General features: G+C 71.6%; 14 protein-coding genes and 3 pseudogenes. 9 read left to right on the top strand and 8 right to left on the bottom strand.

Translation table 11 applies throughout. The features are described from left to right. Window positions 1-28: 28 nt before the first annotated feature. Together QUE79_RS03610 and QUE79_RS03605 are read right to left on the bottom strand one after the other, a co-directional pair. Window positions 29-916, bottom strand: a complete 888-nt coding sequence (locus QUE79_RS03610; RefSeq protein WP_286345467.1) for a ketopantoate reductase family protein — start codon at window positions 914-916, stop codon at window positions 29-31. A 123-nt stretch (window positions 917-1,039) separates the two neighbouring features. Next, window positions 1,040-1,522 (bottom strand): TetR/AcrR family transcriptional regulator, encoded by a 483-nt coding sequence (locus tag QUE79_RS03605; RefSeq protein ID WP_286345466.1) that lies wholly within the window; start codon window positions 1,520-1,522, stop codon window positions 1,040-1,042. Between the two features lie 89 nt (window positions 1,523-1,611). Between QUE79_RS03605 and QUE79_RS03600 the strand changes: the two genes are divergently transcribed. Both QUE79_RS03600 and QUE79_RS03595 read left to right on the top strand, forming a co-directional pair. Then, a complete protein-coding gene (locus tag QUE79_RS03600) occupies window positions 1,612-2,550 on the top strand; it encodes an NADP-dependent oxidoreductase (protein ID WP_286345465.1) in 939 nt (312 codons plus the stop codon). Window positions 2,551-2,691: 141 nt separating this feature from the next. Continuing rightward, entirely contained in the window at window positions 2,692-3,195 is a 504-nt protein-coding gene (locus tag QUE79_RS03595; RefSeq protein ID WP_286345464.1) for an RES family NAD+ phosphorylase, read from the top strand. Window positions 3,196-3,205: 10 nt separating this feature from the next. Here the strand turns inward: QUE79_RS03595 and QUE79_RS03590 are convergent, their stop codons facing one another. Further along, window positions 3,206-3,778 carry a TetR/AcrR family transcriptional regulator gene (locus QUE79_RS03590; RefSeq protein ID WP_286345463.1) on the bottom strand — a complete coding sequence of 191 codons (573 nt, stop codon included), beginning with the start codon at window positions 3,776-3,778 and terminating at the stop codon, window positions 3,206-3,208. 84 nt (window positions 3,779-3,862) lie between these two features. Here QUE79_RS03590 and QUE79_RS25165 point away from each other — a divergent pair. From QUE79_RS25165 to QUE79_RS03580, 3 genes and pseudogenes are all read left to right on the top strand, one after another. Then, window positions 3,863-4,087 (top strand): annotated as a pseudogene (locus QUE79_RS25165) (FAD-dependent monooxygenase); the annotation flags it as partial. Then, window positions 4,081-4,293 (top strand): annotated as a pseudogene (locus tag QUE79_RS25160) (hypothetical protein); the annotation flags it as partial. The pseudogenes QUE79_RS25165 and QUE79_RS25160, both read left to right, overlap by 7 nt. 274 nt (window positions 4,294-4,567) lie before the next feature. Next, entirely contained in the window at window positions 4,568-5,086 is a 519-nt protein-coding gene (locus QUE79_RS03580) for an FAD-dependent monooxygenase (RefSeq protein ID WP_286345461.1), read from the top strand. Window positions 5,087-5,301: 215 nt separating this feature from the next. Here the strand turns inward: QUE79_RS03580 and QUE79_RS03575 are convergent, their stop codons facing one another. Then, window positions 5,302-6,225 carry a DMT family transporter gene (locus tag QUE79_RS03575; protein WP_286345460.1) on the bottom strand — a complete coding sequence of 308 codons (924 nt, stop codon included), beginning with the start codon at window positions 6,223-6,225 and terminating at the stop codon, window positions 5,302-5,304. Window positions 6,226-6,258: 33 nt separating this feature from the next. Here QUE79_RS03575 and QUE79_RS03570 point away from each other — a divergent pair, with 33 nt between their 5' ends. The 4 genes from QUE79_RS03570 to QUE79_RS03555 are packed head-to-tail and all read left to right on the top strand — an operon-like array spanning window position 6,259 to window position 8,311. Then, window positions 6,259-6,870: a TetR/AcrR family transcriptional regulator gene (locus QUE79_RS03570; protein WP_286345459.1), complete on the top strand. Its 612-nt coding sequence runs from the start codon at window positions 6,259-6,261 to the stop codon at window positions 6,868-6,870. 33 nt (window positions 6,871-6,903) lie between these two features. Continuing rightward, complete coding sequence (locus QUE79_RS03565; protein WP_286345458.1) at window positions 6,904-7,344, top strand: MerR family transcriptional regulator; 441 nt, start codon at window positions 6,904-6,906, stop codon at window positions 7,342-7,344. Next, the gene (locus tag QUE79_RS03560) at window positions 7,341-7,874 is read left to right on the top strand and encodes an NAD-dependent epimerase/dehydratase family protein (RefSeq protein ID WP_286345457.1); all 534 of its coding nucleotides are present in this window, start codon (window positions 7,341-7,343) and stop codon (window positions 7,872-7,874) included. Before QUE79_RS03565 ends, QUE79_RS03560 begins: the two co-directional genes overlap by 4 nt. Beyond that, window positions 7,811-8,311, top strand: coding sequence for a Rossmann-fold NAD(P)-binding domain-containing protein (locus tag QUE79_RS03555; protein ID WP_286345456.1), 501 nt, complete (start codon window positions 7,811-7,813; stop codon window positions 8,309-8,311). The genes QUE79_RS03560 and QUE79_RS03555 overlap by 64 nt, the downstream gene beginning before the upstream one ends. Before the next feature lie 86 nt (window positions 8,312-8,397). Here the strand turns inward: QUE79_RS03555 and phoA are convergent, their stop codons facing one another. From phoA to QUE79_RS03535, 4 genes and pseudogenes are all read right to left on the bottom strand, one after another. Continuing rightward, on the bottom strand, window positions 8,398-10,101 hold the full coding sequence (gene phoA / locus QUE79_RS03550) for an alkaline phosphatase (RefSeq protein WP_286345455.1): 1,704 nt from the start codon (window positions 10,099-10,101) through the stop codon (window positions 8,398-8,400). A 132-nt stretch (window positions 10,102-10,233) separates the two neighbouring features. Continuing rightward, complete coding sequence (locus tag QUE79_RS03545; protein ID WP_286345454.1) at window positions 10,234-10,524, bottom strand: helix-turn-helix transcriptional regulator; 291 nt, start codon at window positions 10,522-10,524, stop codon at window positions 10,234-10,236. Window positions 10,525-10,597: 73 nt separating this feature from the next. Beyond that, window positions 10,598-12,121 carry a xylulokinase gene (locus QUE79_RS03540; RefSeq protein ID WP_286345453.1) on the bottom strand — a complete coding sequence of 508 codons (1,524 nt, stop codon included), beginning with the start codon at window positions 12,119-12,121 and terminating at the stop codon, window positions 10,598-10,600. After that, window positions 12,118-13,088 (bottom strand): annotated as a pseudogene (locus tag QUE79_RS03535) (sugar-binding transcriptional regulator). The gene QUE79_RS03540 and the pseudogene QUE79_RS03535 overlap by 4 nt, the downstream one beginning before the upstream one ends. Between the last annotated feature and the right edge of the window lie 150 nt (window positions 13,089-13,238).

Raw genomic sequence — 13,238 nt, 5'->3', positions numbered from 1 at the left:
GTCTCGGTCGCTCACGGCGAATCGCTCCTCACCGGGCTCGATCCGTCGCCCGCCGGGGTCTCGCATCGGCGGCCAGCTGTTCGGCCAGCCGAGCGACCTCGCCGGACAGGCCGGGCGACGCGGAGCCCAGCGACGCCGACACCGGACTGCGCAGGAAGCGGCGGAACACGGGGGCGAGCGCCCGATCCGGCAGGACTCTCAGGACGCCGAAGGCCGCTGGCACCGGTCGGCCCGGCAGATCCTCGAGGCTCTGCTTCAACCGGCCGATCATGTCGCGGACCGCCGCTCCGTCCTCGGCGAGAGCGCCCGGGCCGCCGGCGGCGTGCACGGCTTGCCCGAGCGGCACCTCGAAGGCCGCGTGGGTCGTGAGCCAGGCGTCCATCCGCGGTTCGGCCTTGGCCTGGAATCCGGCGGAGCGGAACATCTCCACGACTCTCTTCAGACGCGGAGTGGCGAGGCCGCTCGGCTCGCCGATCGGCATCGAGACCAGTCGGGTCACCAGCGACGCGCGCCGGAACCGGACCACACCCCGGTCGATGATGCCGGCCGACGTCGGGAAGCCGAGCAGCACCCGCTCGGCGCCGATCACCGCGCCGAGGGGCTCCGGCCCTGCCGCCCAGTTCAGCAGGAACAGGACGTCGCCCTCCAGGTGCGCGATCGACTCGAGCACGGCGTCGACCTGATGGGTGCGCACCAGGACGATGATCAGGTCGTACCCGTCGGCCGGCTTCGCGATCACCCGCACCGGCACCCGCCGGATGTCCGGGCTGTCGCCCTCGGCGAGGAGGATGTCGTTCTCCCGCACGGCGGTCAGCCGCTCACCCCGGGCGAGGAGCGACACGTCGTGCCCGGCCTCGTGGAGGCGCGCGGCGTACAGGCTGCCCAGGGCGCCCGCTCCGTAGACGAGCACTTTCATGGCGACTCCTTCCGAGTATGCGGAACTACTAATTCCGCTTACTGTAACCGAAGTGGAATGGAACGTTCCTGTTAATTCGTCCGTCCGCCGATCCTGCGTTCGGGGTCGCCCGAGGTGGCACCACTACCGCCGTTTGGCACCGAGGGGGCGCGTGGTGCCAAGCAGGTGCCGCGGTGTCGCGCGCGCTCCCGCAGCCCTCCTGACGAGAAGGTCGAGAGCGGCCGCGTGCTCGCTGCGCGCCTGCGCGAACGGAGCGCCACCGGCCGACGCGTCCAGGAGCGTGCGCAGCAGGCCGGGGTCCGAGATCTGAAGCTCGGCGAACCAGCCGACGACCGTCTTCAGCGCTGTCCACGGATCCGGCTCGTCGAGAGCGTCCCGGAGCACCAGGACGCACTCGGCGACGCGCTCCGCGAGCACCGCTTCGAGGAGGTCGCCCTTGGTCGGGAAGTGGCGGTAGGCGGTCGCGATCCCGACTCCGGCGTCTCGGGCGATCGCTCGCATCGACACGTCGAGGCCGCCCGAGCGGATCGCCCGGGCGGCCGAAGCCCTCAGCCGGACCCGGTTGCGGTCGCTGTCGACCCGGGTCTTCCGAGTCGGTTCGGCCATCGGGCGTCTCGGTTCCGTCGAATCCGGAGCGGGTGATCCGGATCGTCTCTACGGTACGGGTATCGCCTTTTCCGAGACCGGGAGCCACCATGATCGCCGTCCACTTCGACCGAACCGGAGACCCGTCCGTGCTCCGCCTGGCAGAGCACGCGCGCCCCGAGCCCGGCGCCGGATCCGTGCTGATCCACGTCCGCGCAGCGGGGATCTCTCCGGTCGACCTCGGGCTCCGCGCCGGGACGACGCCCATGGCGTCGTCGCTGCCGCTACCCCACGTCCCCGGCGTCGACGCGGCCGGCGTCGTGGTCGCCCTGGGAGACGGGGTCGACGACGTCCGGGTCGGAGACGAGGTGTTCGGAAGCGTCGACCTCGCGACCCTCGGGGGCGCCACCGCCGAGTTCGCCGTCCTCGCGGCGTGGGCGGCCCGACCGGCCGAGTTCCCCTGGTCGCAAGCGGCAGGCGCAGGATCGTCTGTGGAGACGGCGACCCGGGCCCTCGACCTGCTGGAGGTCGACACCGGCACGACCGTCCTCGTCGACGGCGCGGCGGGAGGGGTGGGCGTCGTCGCCGCGCAGCTCGCGGTCGCCCGAGGGGCCCGCGTCTTCGGCACGGCCCGGACGGAGAGCCTCGACGTCGTTGCGGCCCTGGACGGTGTCACCGCCATTCGTGCGGGGATGCATCTCTCGCACGACCTCCGGGATGAGGGGGTCGACCGCGTCGACCGGGCCCTCGACACCAGCGGGGCCGGAGTCCTCCCCACCCTGGTGGCCCTCACCGGAAGCCCGGATCGGGTCGTGACCATCGCCGACTTCTCCGCCGCGGAACACGGCGTCCGCCTGACCCGGGGCGCGCTCGCGGGAGAGGCAGACGGACGACACGGCCTCGCCGAGGCGGCGCGCCTGGCGAGGGAGGGGTCGTTTCGTGTTCCCCTGCGGGGCACGTTCCCGTTCTCGCAGGCCGCCGCCGCGCACCGGGCCGCCGAGAAGCGTCCCCGGTGGGGGAAGGTGATCCTGGTCAACGACGTCTTCTGACCTGTCTCGTCCGGTGCTCGACCGCAGAACGCGCCCGTGACGTCGCGACCGGCGGGCAGTCGCGAGACGTCGGCGGCCACGGTCGACTTGCCCTCGCCGGTCGCGTGCGCACGGCCGGCCGGATGGGGACACTCTGGGGTCATGGAACCTGAGGAGCCCTGCGTCGAAAGGGATGGAGCCCTCTGGAGCAGGGTCCGCGGCACGTTCTCTCGCGGCGTCGATCCTGCCTATCGGGAATCGGCGCTCGCCGGGTCGCGCTCGGCCGGCAGGTTCTCGCCGCCGGGGGTTCCCACGCTCTACCTGAGTTCGTCCGCCGAGGGTGTCGCGGCGGCCATGATCGCCCACGTCGACCCGAGCGCACCTCCGCGCGAGGTCCTCGAGTTCGAGGTGGACGCGCCGGGGATCGCGGACCTCCGGGATCGATCCCGGATGGCAGCGCTCGGGATCGACGTGGAGGCGGCAGCGGCTCCGTGGCAGGCCGACGTCGCGGCGGGTCGCACGCCACCGTCCTGGCGGGTGCGGGATGCGCTGGTCGAACTCGGAGCGTTCGGGTTGATCGACCCGTCCCGACAGCGCCCGGGACTCTGGCACCTGACCCTCTTCGCCTGGAACGCGGAGGGCGAGCCGACGGTCAGGGGCTGCTGAGCGGACTCCGTCAAGCAGGATCTCGCGCGACGGCCAGGACGGTGTCGACGAGCCGGGCGGTGTCGGCGTCGGGATCGAGCGGGGCACCGAACTGCGCCCAGAGGTAGGCGGGGGCGAGGATGAGCTCGACCAGGCGTAAGCCGTCGATGCGGGTGACCTCGGCGGCGTCGAGCAGGGACTGGAACTGTTCGATCCGGGGCTCGACGAACTGGGTCACCTGCTCCGCTTCGGTGGCCTGCCCAGCCGCCGCGAGGAGTGCCTGCAGCAGGGTGCCCGTACCCGCCTGGCGGAGGGAGGCCAGCAGTCGGTGCACGTACTCCGTCAGATCGGCGCGCAGATCGCCGGTCGCCGGCACGGGCGACTCCTCCGTGACGCGCTCGACGGCGAGGTCGAGAACGATCGACTCGATGTTGCCCCAGCGCCGATAGAGGGTCGTGAAGTGCACGCCCGATCGCTCGGCGACGGCGGCCATGGTGATCTCGGTCTCCGGCTCGGCCAGGAGCTCGCGGACCGCGGCGTGTACGGCGTCACGGGTGCGGGCCGTGCGGCCGCCTGGGCGAGAGACTCCGGAGTGTTCGGGCATGATCCTGATTCTATTGCAAATTCACTTGCGTTAATCGTAAGCTCCCTTTTGCAAGTATTTTTGCATTACTAGACAGGAGTTGACATGCCCACCATCCTCATCACCGGCGCCGGTATCGCCGGCGACACCCTCGCCGTCCTGCTCGGGCGCTCGGGCTGGGACGTGACCGTCGTCGAGATCGCGCCCGCGCTCCGCGAAGGCGGTCAGACCGTCGACCTCCGCGGCGACTCCCGCGAGGTGCTCGAGAGGCTGGGTCTTCTCGATGCCGCTCTCGGCGTCCTGGTCCCGCAGCGCGGCATCGCCTGGGTGGACGAACGCGAACGCCGGCTGGCCGCGATGCCCGTGGAGGCGTTCGGCGGCCAGGGCTTCGTGTCGAGGAAGAGCTGCTGCGCACCGACCTGGCGCGACTGCTTCACGAAGCCGCGGTCGATGCCGGCGTTCAGCACCGCTTCGGCGACACCGTCGACGAGCTGCACGACGTGGGGGCGGGCGTCTCCGTCCGCTTCCGTTCCGGCGATCTCGCGACCTTCGACCTCGTCGTCGGCGCGGACGGTGCGCACTCCCGCATCCGGGCCCTGCGCTTCGGCTCCGAAGAACTCTTCCGTCGGCCGCTCGGCCTCGCCCACGCCTGGTACACGCTGACCGAGAACCCGGCGACACCGTCCGTCGACGGCTGGGCCCTCGTGCACAACGCGCCCGGGCGCCGGTCGGTCGCGGCTCGGCCGGGCCACCCCGGCGAGCAGGAGGTCGGCCTCACCTTCGCTGCCGACACACTCCTCGCGCGGCGACGTGGAGGCGCGCTTCGCCCTGCTCGAGAAGACGTTCGACGGCGTCGGATGGCGGACACGCGAGTTCCTCGCCGCCGCCCGCACCGCGCGCGATTTCGCGCTCGACACCTACGACCAGATCCACATGCCGAACTGGACGGACGATCGGGTGATCCTGCTCGGTGACGCCGCCTGGTGTGCCAGCCCCCTCAGCGGCCTCGGCACCGCCCTCGGGCTGAGCGGTGCTGCGGCTCTGGCGGACGCGTTCGGCGACGGGTCCGGGCTGGGCGACGACCGCGTCCGGGCACAGCTGCTCGCGGAGTACGAGCGCCGCATGCGCCCCCGCGTGACGGCGGCGCAGAAGCTGATTCCGGGCCGAGTCGACATGGTCGCGCCCAAGACCCGCTTCGGGATCCGGTTCAACGCCCTCGTCATGCGGATCGTGCAGTGGCCGATCCTGCTGCCCCTGATGGCCAAGGTGGCCGGCGACAGCGGCCACCTGACCGAGCCGAGCCGCGAGGCCGTCGCCTCGAAGCGCTGAGCCGTCGCGAGGTGGCTGGGTGCGCCCGCGTGCCGTGAGATCGCACGGTGGCCCGGTGCAGGGCATTTCGGGCCGGTCGACGTGCGATCTCGCCTGCTGGCGCCCGGCGCCCGGCGCTCGGCGCCCGGCGCCCGGCGCCCGACGCCGACGCCCCAAGCCCGCCGCCTGAGGACGACGCCCGACGGCCGACCAAGCCCCGCCCGCCCGCGGAGGCGTCACGTCGAGACCCGCGCCGCCCGTGGCCGACGTCGATCGTCGGCGACCAGGACCGCGGCCACTCCGGCACCGCAGAGGGCGAAGCCGGCGACCGTCACGGGCGCGAGCGGCTCGGCCAGCAGGAGCGCGCTGGCGAGGGCCGTCGCCGGCGCGACCAGGAACAGCAGGGCGTTCACCGCCGTGATGCCGAGCCGGCGCAGCAGCCACCAGTAGAGGCCGTAGGCAAGGACGGTGGGCACGAGCGCCGAGAGCAGCGCCGAGAGCCAGAAGGCCGACGTCATCGGCGGCGCGAGGGTGCCGGTCCCTGCGGCGAGCACCACGAAGGCGGCGGCCGTGACCACGACGTGGACCGTGAGCGTCGTCAGGACGGGGAGCCTGGCATCCTGCCGTCTCTCGACGAAGGTGCCGGCGACGAGGCAGGCCATCGCACCGGCGAGCAGAAGGAAGGCGGCGGGCGGCGCTTGCGAGCCGCCCAGCTGCGAGCCGATGACCAGTGCGACCCCGAGCGCCCCGACGATCAGACCGGCCCACTGCCCGCCGCGCACGCGCAGCCCGAGCAGCGGCCCCACCAGCGTCGCGACGACGAGTGGCTGGGCGGCGTCGATCAGGGCGCTCGTGCCGGTGGCCACTCCCGCAGCGATCGCGGCATAGACGAAGGTGCAGTACCCGAACTGCGCGAACACACCGATCACGGCCTGGTGTCGGAGGTCGGCGCGCGTCACCCGGTGAGTCGATGTGCGGGCGGCGGCCAGGACCACGAGGACGCCGGCCAGGGGCACGAACCGCCAGACGAGCAGCGTCGTCCAGGGCACGTCCACGGTCGCAACCGCCGCGATGACGAAGCCCGAACTCCAGGCCGCGACGAAGGCGGCCGCGGCGAAGGCCGAGACGACGACTCCGATTACACCGATCTGTTTACTCATTCCCGTTACTATACAGATCTGTATAATCAGGGTATGCCAGATGCCGTTTCGGAGCTCGCCCCTCTCACCCCCGCAGCACGTCGCGTTCTCGATGCGGCGTCGGGCCTCTTCTACGAGAGTGGAATCCACGCGGTCGGCGTCGACACCATCGCAGCCACCGCGGGTGTCACGAAGAAGACCCTCTACGACCGATTCGGTTCGAAGGAGGCGCTGGTCGTCGTCTACCTGCAGCACCGCGACGCGCGCTGGCGCGACCATCTCACCGCTCACCTCGAGCGTGTCCCCGAGCCGGGACCGGCGCGCGTGCTCGCGATCTTCGATGCGGCGATCTCGTGGTCGGACGCGAACAACACCAAGGGGTGCAGCGCGATCAACGCGCGCGCAGAGATCGGCGACGGGCACGACGGCAACCCGGTCTTCCCCGAGGTGGCTCGGCAGAAGACGTGGCTCCTGGGCGTGTTCGCCGACCTCCTCGACGAGGCGGGTTTCGACGACCCGCGCGAGACGGCGACGACCATGATGCTGCTCTACGAGGGTGCCATCGTCACGGTGGGCATGGAAACCTTCGCTCACCCGTTCGAGCGTGCCCGCGATGTCGCCCGCGTCGTGCTCGCCTCTCGTGGGCACTCGACGACCGGCGCTTGACCTCAAGCGCTTGAGGTGTGTTTACCTCGGGTCATGACCACGATGACCATCCAGGACGCATCGCGACGGAGCGGGCTCAGCGAGCCGACGTTGCGCTACTACGAAGACGTCGGGCTCGTCGGCCCGATCGCCCGCGACGACAGCAGCGGGCATCGCCGCTACGACGATCGCGATCTCGACTCCCTGCAGGTGCTCGCCTGCCTTCGCGCGATGGGAGTGGGCATCGAAGACATGCGCACCTACCAGGCGAACCGGGCTCTCGGGTCGGCCGCCGCCGCCGAGCAGCGCGACCTCCTGCTCCGGCACGCGACGCGGATCGAGAAGGAGATCCAGACGCTCCACGTCCATCTCGACTACCTGGGTGCGAAGGCGGCCCTCTGGGACGCCCGAGACCGGGGAGACGCCGCCGGCGAGGCCGAAGCGCGCGCCCGCGTGGACGAGATCGTTCCGAGCCTCCAGGCGGTGATCCGATGAGCCCCGTCCTCGTGACCGGTGGCTCCGGCTACCTTGCGACCCGGCTGATCGCCGACCTTCTGCGCGGTGGCACGGCAGTTCGCACGACCGTCCGGTCGCTCGCGAGCGAGGCCGAGGTCCGCGCCGCCGTGCGACGCGGCGGCGCCGACGACGACGGACTCGAGTTCGTCGTCGCGAGCCTGACCGCCGACGCGGGCTGGGCGGAGGCCGTCGCCGGGATCGACGACGTCTATCACCTCGCGTCGCCGATGATCCAGGCGCAGGATCCCGACGACGTCGTCGTGCCCGCCCGCGACGGCGCTCTCCGCCTGCTCCGCGCGGCCCGCGACGCCTCCGCCCGTCGGGTGGTCCTGACGTCGTCCTTCGCGGCGGTGGGCTACTCGCCGAAGCCGGTCCGCGACTACACCGAGGCCGACTGGACCGACCCCGACACCCCGGGCTCCCCGCCTACCCCCTGTCGAAGGCGGTGGCGGAGCGAGCGGCGTGGGACTTCATCGACCACGAGGGCGGCGACACCGAGCTGGTCGTGATCAACCCGACCTGGATCGCCGGCCCGACCCTGACGACCGCGGCTCGCTCCTCGCTGCAGGTCTTCACCGCCATGCTCAGCGGAGCCATGACCGTGACGCCGCGGCAGCGCTTCGGCATCGCCGACGTGCGCGACGTCGCCGACCTGCACGTAGCAGCGATGGCCGCGCCCGAGGCGGCCGGCAAGCGCTACCTGGCGCTCGCCGACGGCCCGACGACGACGTTCCTCGCCGTGGCCCGGGTGCTGCGCGAGCGGCTCGGGTCGCTGGCGGTGCGGGTGCCCACGGAGGAGGCTCCGGGCGACGAACTGCCGAGCCTCGTCATCCACAACGACCGCGCCAAGGCCGAGCTCGGCTTCCGGCCGCGTCCCGTCGAGGCCACGATCGTCGAGACGGCCGAGAGCCTGCGCGATCTCGGCCTGCTCGGTGAGCCCGCGTGATCCTGCGCTGACCGTCCGAGCGCCGGAAAGCGGGCCCGTCGCCGCAGGATCGCGGCGGCGGGCCCGCTCGAGGGCTGCGCGTCGCGCTACTTCGTGACCCGCAGTCGGACGACAGCCGAGGCGTCGCTCTGCACGCCGTGCAGGGTGACGGCGACGTCTCCCGTCTTGGCGGGCGCGGTGTACGTCACGGTGACCGTTCCGTCGATCACGTCGAAGGTGCCCAGGTCGGCGGATCCGGCCGTGGCCGTGACCTGACGATCACCGGCGAATCGCGTGCCCGTGACGGTGATCTTCTCGGACGGGCGAGGTCGCACGTCGTTCGCCGTCGCCCGAGCGGACCTGCTGAAGCGGTCGGTGTCACGGTCGAGGCGGAGCGAGCGAGTCATCGTGAAGAAGGTGTCGGTCTGGTCGCTGAGTCCGACGACGTTCGCCGCGCCGGGGCCGTAGGCCGCGATCCGGACCTGCGTGCCGGTGTGCTGCTGCGAGGCGCCCGCGGCGGCGGTCCCGTAGGCCACCTTCATCGTCGTGCCGTCGGCCGTCAGCAGCGCGGAACTCAGGGTCGCCGGCGGAGTGCTGTCGACGATCTGGCTCGAGTGAGCGTGGTCCGCCGTCGCGATGACGAGGGTGTTGCCGTCCTTCTTCGCGAATGCCAGGGCGGCCTGGACGGCCTCGTCGAAGTCGAGGGTCTCGCCGATCTGACCGCACGCGTTCGCGGCGTGATCCTGCTTGTCGATCGACGCGCCCTCGACCTGCAGGAAGAAGCCCTTGCCGTTCTTGGGCTTGTTCAGGAGCGAGATCGCCTTGTTCGTCATGCTGGAGAGACTGAGGTCGCTGCTCAGCCGATCGGGATTCGCCGTGCACGTGACGGGCGCCGCGTCTGCGCCTCCGACGGTCGCCGTCGTCGGCGCGTAGCGGGTCGGGAAGTTGCCCGGGGTGAAGAGCCCGAGGAGCGGCTTCTTCTGGTCGGCGGTCTTGACCGCGGCGAGGCTCGCGCCGTCCTGGACGACCTGGTAGCCGCGCGCGGAGGCCTGGTCGAAGAGCGACTCGCCCGCGTACTGACCGGCCTTCGCCGTCTGGAGGAAGCTGGTCCGGCCGCCGCCGAGGGTGACGTCGGGGCGCGTGTTCAACAGCTGCTCGCTGATCGAGCCGAGGCCGCCTGCGGCCAGGGCGTCGGTGCCGCACGCGGCGGTGTCCGGGCCGTAGCAGCCGCGATCCTTGACGTGCGCGACCTGGACGGCGGGCGTCGCGTCCTGGATCTCGGCGGTGCTCACGTCGCCGGTCCGGAGACCGTTGGCCTTGGCGATCTCGGTGAGGGTGTCCTGCGGGGTGCCGTCGATATCGACCGAGATCGCGCCGTCGTAGCTCTTCGTGCCGGTGGTCCAGCCGGTTCCGGAGGCGGCCGAGTCCGTCACGTAGTCCGGCTTGCCCTTGGTGGCACCGTCCTTGTAGAGCGAGTAGGTCGTGTACGAGCCCGTGAGAGGAAGGGCGTCGAGGCCGGGCAGCTTGCCGGCGGCGCCGTAGGCGTAGTTCCGGGCGACGGTGATCTCGGAGTCGCCCATGCCGTCGCCGAGCAGGAAGATGACGTTCTTGGCCGTGGAGTTCTTGATGGCGGCACGGACGTCGGCCGTCTGGTCGCCGGTGTGGCGGGCCGCCCCTCCGTTCTGCGACAGGGCGACGCCGGCTCCGGCGACGGCTGCGCTGGGGAGGAGCACCGCTGCGGCAAGGACGCCGATGCCGAGGGTGAGGGCACGCTTGCGCGCGACGGGTGGGCGGGTGGCGGATTTTTTCACGTCAGGCTCCTGGTCGAGCACCCCTGAATGGGGCGCAGAACCAGACTCGACTAGAAGAAGCGATAGGAAATGAACGGCGTGCAACGGGCTGGCCAACGTTTGCCGACGCGCTCCTCGACCGCTCTCAGGCGATCACGGATCGGCCAGGAACTCGTCCGGCACGACGAGATTTCCGGTCAGCTCGAGGGGGAACTGGTCGCTCGAGAGGATGCCCGAGACGATCGCCAGCCCGACGAGGGCGGGCAGCGTCGGCGTGCGCAGCTTCAGCTGGAGCCGACCGACGTGGTACGCGACCGTCGCCGGGCTGATGGAGAGTTTTTCGGCCAGGGCGCGATACGTGTTGCCGCGACCGATGCCCTCGATGATCTGGGCCTGGCGACGCGAGAGCTTCACTCCTCCCGCCGGGGTGCGCTGGCCGCTCATGCGTTGATCCTAGGCGGCGGAACGGCCGGTGGAACCGCAGGTGGACGCGCCGGCGGAAGCGCGGCCGGCTGCCTCAGGCCGACGCGCCGCTCTCCTCGGCCGTCCGGGGCAGGGAGGTGAGTCGCTGCGCCTCGCGGTAGCGCTTCGTGATCTCGGCGTGGTGGTCGCTCTCGAGAGTGACCTCGCTGGACGCGGCCCAGGCCGGATTCGCTCCGGTCAGCGTCCAAGCGGCCTGCCGTGCGGCTCCGTTCGCCACGTACTCACCGGGGGCGGGAACGACGACGGGCACGTCGAACACCTGCGCCGCGACCCGCTGCACGGCGACGTTCTGCGCCGCGCCGCCGATCAGCAGCACGCGCCGCATGTCGAGCGACTGGAAGCGCATGGCCGACGCCCCGTCGGCGAGGGCCGACAGCATTCCTTCGATTCCGGCGCGCGCGATGTTCTCCCGGGTGGTGCCCTCCAGAGTCATGCCCGCGAGAGTGGCGGTGGCGTTGGGCAGATCGGGAGTGCGCTCGCCGGTGAAGTAGGGCACCAGGGCGATCCCGCCGGCGCCGGGTTCGGCGGCGAGGGCGAGCCTGGCGAACTCGTCGTGGTCGACGCCGAGGAGCGTCTCGATCGAGGTCAGCACCCGCGCGGCGTTCAGCGTCGCGACCAGGGGCAGGTACCGGCCGGTGGCGTCGGCGAAGCCCGCCACCGTCCCGCTCGGGTCGGTCGCCGCCTTCTCCGTCACGGCGAAGGCCGTCCCGCTGGTGCCGATGCTGATCACGACGTCGCCGACGCCGGCGTCGAGCCCGAGCGCCGCGCCGGCGTTGTCCCCGGCGCCGGGGCCCACGGTGAGACCGGCCGGGATCGCGCCGTTCGCGACGGTCGTTCCCGCAGGATCCGAAGGACCGAGCACCCGAGGAAGCACGACGTCGCCGTCGGGCGCAGCGGTGCCTGCGCCTCCGGCCTCGCGGCCCGGTCGCCCGAAAGCGAGTTCGAACAGCTCGAGGTCGTACCGGCCGGTCTCGGGGCTCCAGTACGACGTGCCGCTCGCGTCGGAGCGGTCGGTGACGAGGGCGTCGAGGTCGGGCCCGAGCGGGGCCTCACCCGCCGGGCCGTAGCCGAGCAGCCGCCAGGTGAGCCAGTCGTGCGGCAGCGCGACCGCCGCGACCAGGTCGGCGTTCTGCGGCTCGGCGTCGCGCAACCACCGGAGTTTGGTCGCGGTGAAGGACGCGACCGGCACGGATCCTGCTCGCCTCGCGTACTCCGCCGCGCCGACCTGGGCGGTCAGGTCGCGGGCCGCTCCGGCGCTCCGCGTGTCGTTCCAGAGCAGCGCGTCGCGGATCACCCGGCCGCTCGAGTCGAGGACGACCATGCCGTGCTGCTGGCCGGCCACCGCGATCGCCCGGACGTCGTCGAGCCCACCGGCCGCCGCGAGGGCCTCGAGGAGGGCGTCCCACCAGGCCGCGGGTGCGACCTCCGTGCCGATCGGGTGCCTGGCCACTCCCTGCCTCACCAAGTCGCCGGTTGCGGCGTCGCGGACGACGACCTTGCAGCTCTGGGTCGACGAGTCGACTCCGGCGACCAGGGTTCGGGTGGGGGTGGACGTCATCGGCGCTCCTCGTCGAGCAGGGTGTTCAGGGTCGTTGCCAGCGTACTGTCCACGATCAAGTGCGTGAGGAATCCTCCGTTCGCCGCGGCGACCACGGCGGCGGCTCTGCCGGGGCCGTGGGCGACGGCGATCACCCTCGGCGTCCGCTCGAGCTGGTCGAAGCGGACCCCGATCAGGCGCTCGTCGAGGGGGTGACGACGGGGCGGCCCGCCGAGTCGAAGAGCCGTCCGGAGATCTCGCCGACCGCGCCCGAGGCGCGCGCCTGCTCGCGCTCGCCGTCGCCGGTCTTCTCCCAGATGCTGGACTCGCCCGGCAACCAGCCGCCGATGGCGACCACGGCGACATCGAGCGAGTCGGCCCGGTCGAGAGCCTCCTTGATCTCGGGCTGACCTCGGAGGTCGCTCGCCGTCGAGGCCCGATCGACGAGGAGAGGCGCGTGGATCGGCAGGGTCGTGATGCCCGGGGCCGAGCCGAGATTCTGGATGACCTGGGGGAGCGTCCCGGCGCCGGGAAGTTGGAGGGCGCCGGCCAGCTGCACGATGACGCAGGGAGGCAGCTCGGGGAGCGACCTGGCGGCGGCGTCCAGGGTTCGCGACCACGAGATGCCGACGGTGTCGCCGGCCCGGACGGTCTCCTTGAGCGCCTGCATGACGGCGCTCCCGACCCGCGCTGTCGCCTGCTCGTCGCTGACGTCTTCGATGTCGACGACCTGCACGCGGTCGATCCCGAGGGCCTCCGCGAGCCCCTCGTGGAGGTGCGGCGACCACGATCGAGGGTCGCGGATGTCGATCGACACCACACCCTCGTCGCGCGCCGTGCGCAGCAGCTTGGCCACCTGGAACCGGCTGAGGCCGAACCGGTCGGCGAGCTCGACCTTGGACCGGTCGTCGACGTAGTACCCGCGAGCGAGATCGGCGAGCAGGATCCACTGGTCGCGCGCCAGGCGCGGAGTCGTGCGTTCGGGCATGGGGCAACTTTCTGAGGAAGTGCCCCCATTGTGGCTCAAATGATTGGTCTTGCACATATGAGTTCGCTATGCGAGGCTACTGCTCACTTGAGAGGCGAATCTCAAATGTGACGGCGATCAATGGAGAACCCCGTGAGAAGAACGATTTCG

This window comes from Frondihabitans sucicola (assembly GCF_030296615.1).
GTDB classification, from domain to species: Bacteria; Actinomycetota; Actinomycetes; order Actinomycetales; family Microbacteriaceae; genus Frondihabitans; species Frondihabitans sucicola.
Note: the sequence above shows the minus strand (reverse complement) of the source record. Positions and strands in the feature narration are given on the sequence as shown.

Excerpts from the sequence above, each read along its gene's own strand:
- QUE79_RS03575 (WP_286345460.1), bottom strand. The coding sequence starts at position 6,225 with ATGAGTAAACAGATCGGTGTAATCGGAGTCGTCGTCTCGGCCTTCGCC.
- QUE79_RS03570 (WP_286345459.1), top strand. The coding sequence starts at position 6,259 with ATGCCAGATGCCGTTTCGGAGCTCGCCCCTCTCACCCCCGCAGCACGT.
- QUE79_RS03565 (WP_286345458.1), top strand. The coding sequence starts at position 6,904 with ATGACCACGATGACCATCCAGGACGCATCGCGACGGAGCGGGCTCAGC.
- QUE79_RS03590 (WP_286345463.1), bottom strand. The coding sequence starts at position 3,778 with ATGCCCGAACACTCCGGAGTCTCTCGCCCAGGCGGCCGCACGGCCCGC.
- QUE79_RS03540 (WP_286345453.1), bottom strand. The coding sequence starts at position 12,121 with ATGACGTCCACCCCCACCCGAACCCTGGTCGCCGGAGTCGACTCGTCG.
- QUE79_RS03560 (WP_286345457.1), top strand. The coding sequence starts at position 7,341 with ATGAGCCCCGTCCTCGTGACCGGTGGCTCCGGCTACCTTGCGACCCGG.
- QUE79_RS03605 (WP_286345466.1), bottom strand. The coding sequence starts at position 1,522 with ATGGCCGAACCGACTCGGAAGACCCGGGTCGACAGCGACCGCAACCGG.
- QUE79_RS03595 (WP_286345464.1), top strand. The coding sequence starts at position 2,692 with ATGGAACCTGAGGAGCCCTGCGTCGAAAGGGATGGAGCCCTCTGGAGC.
- QUE79_RS03545 (WP_286345454.1), bottom strand. The coding sequence starts at position 10,524 with ATGAGCGGCCAGCGCACCCCGGCGGGAGGAGTGAAGCTCTCGCGTCGC.
- QUE79_RS03610 (WP_286345467.1), bottom strand. The coding sequence starts at position 916 with ATGAAAGTGCTCGTCTACGGAGCGGGCGCCCTGGGCAGCCTGTACGCC.
- QUE79_RS03600 (WP_286345465.1), top strand. The coding sequence starts at position 1,612 with ATGATCGCCGTCCACTTCGACCGAACCGGAGACCCGTCCGTGCTCCGC.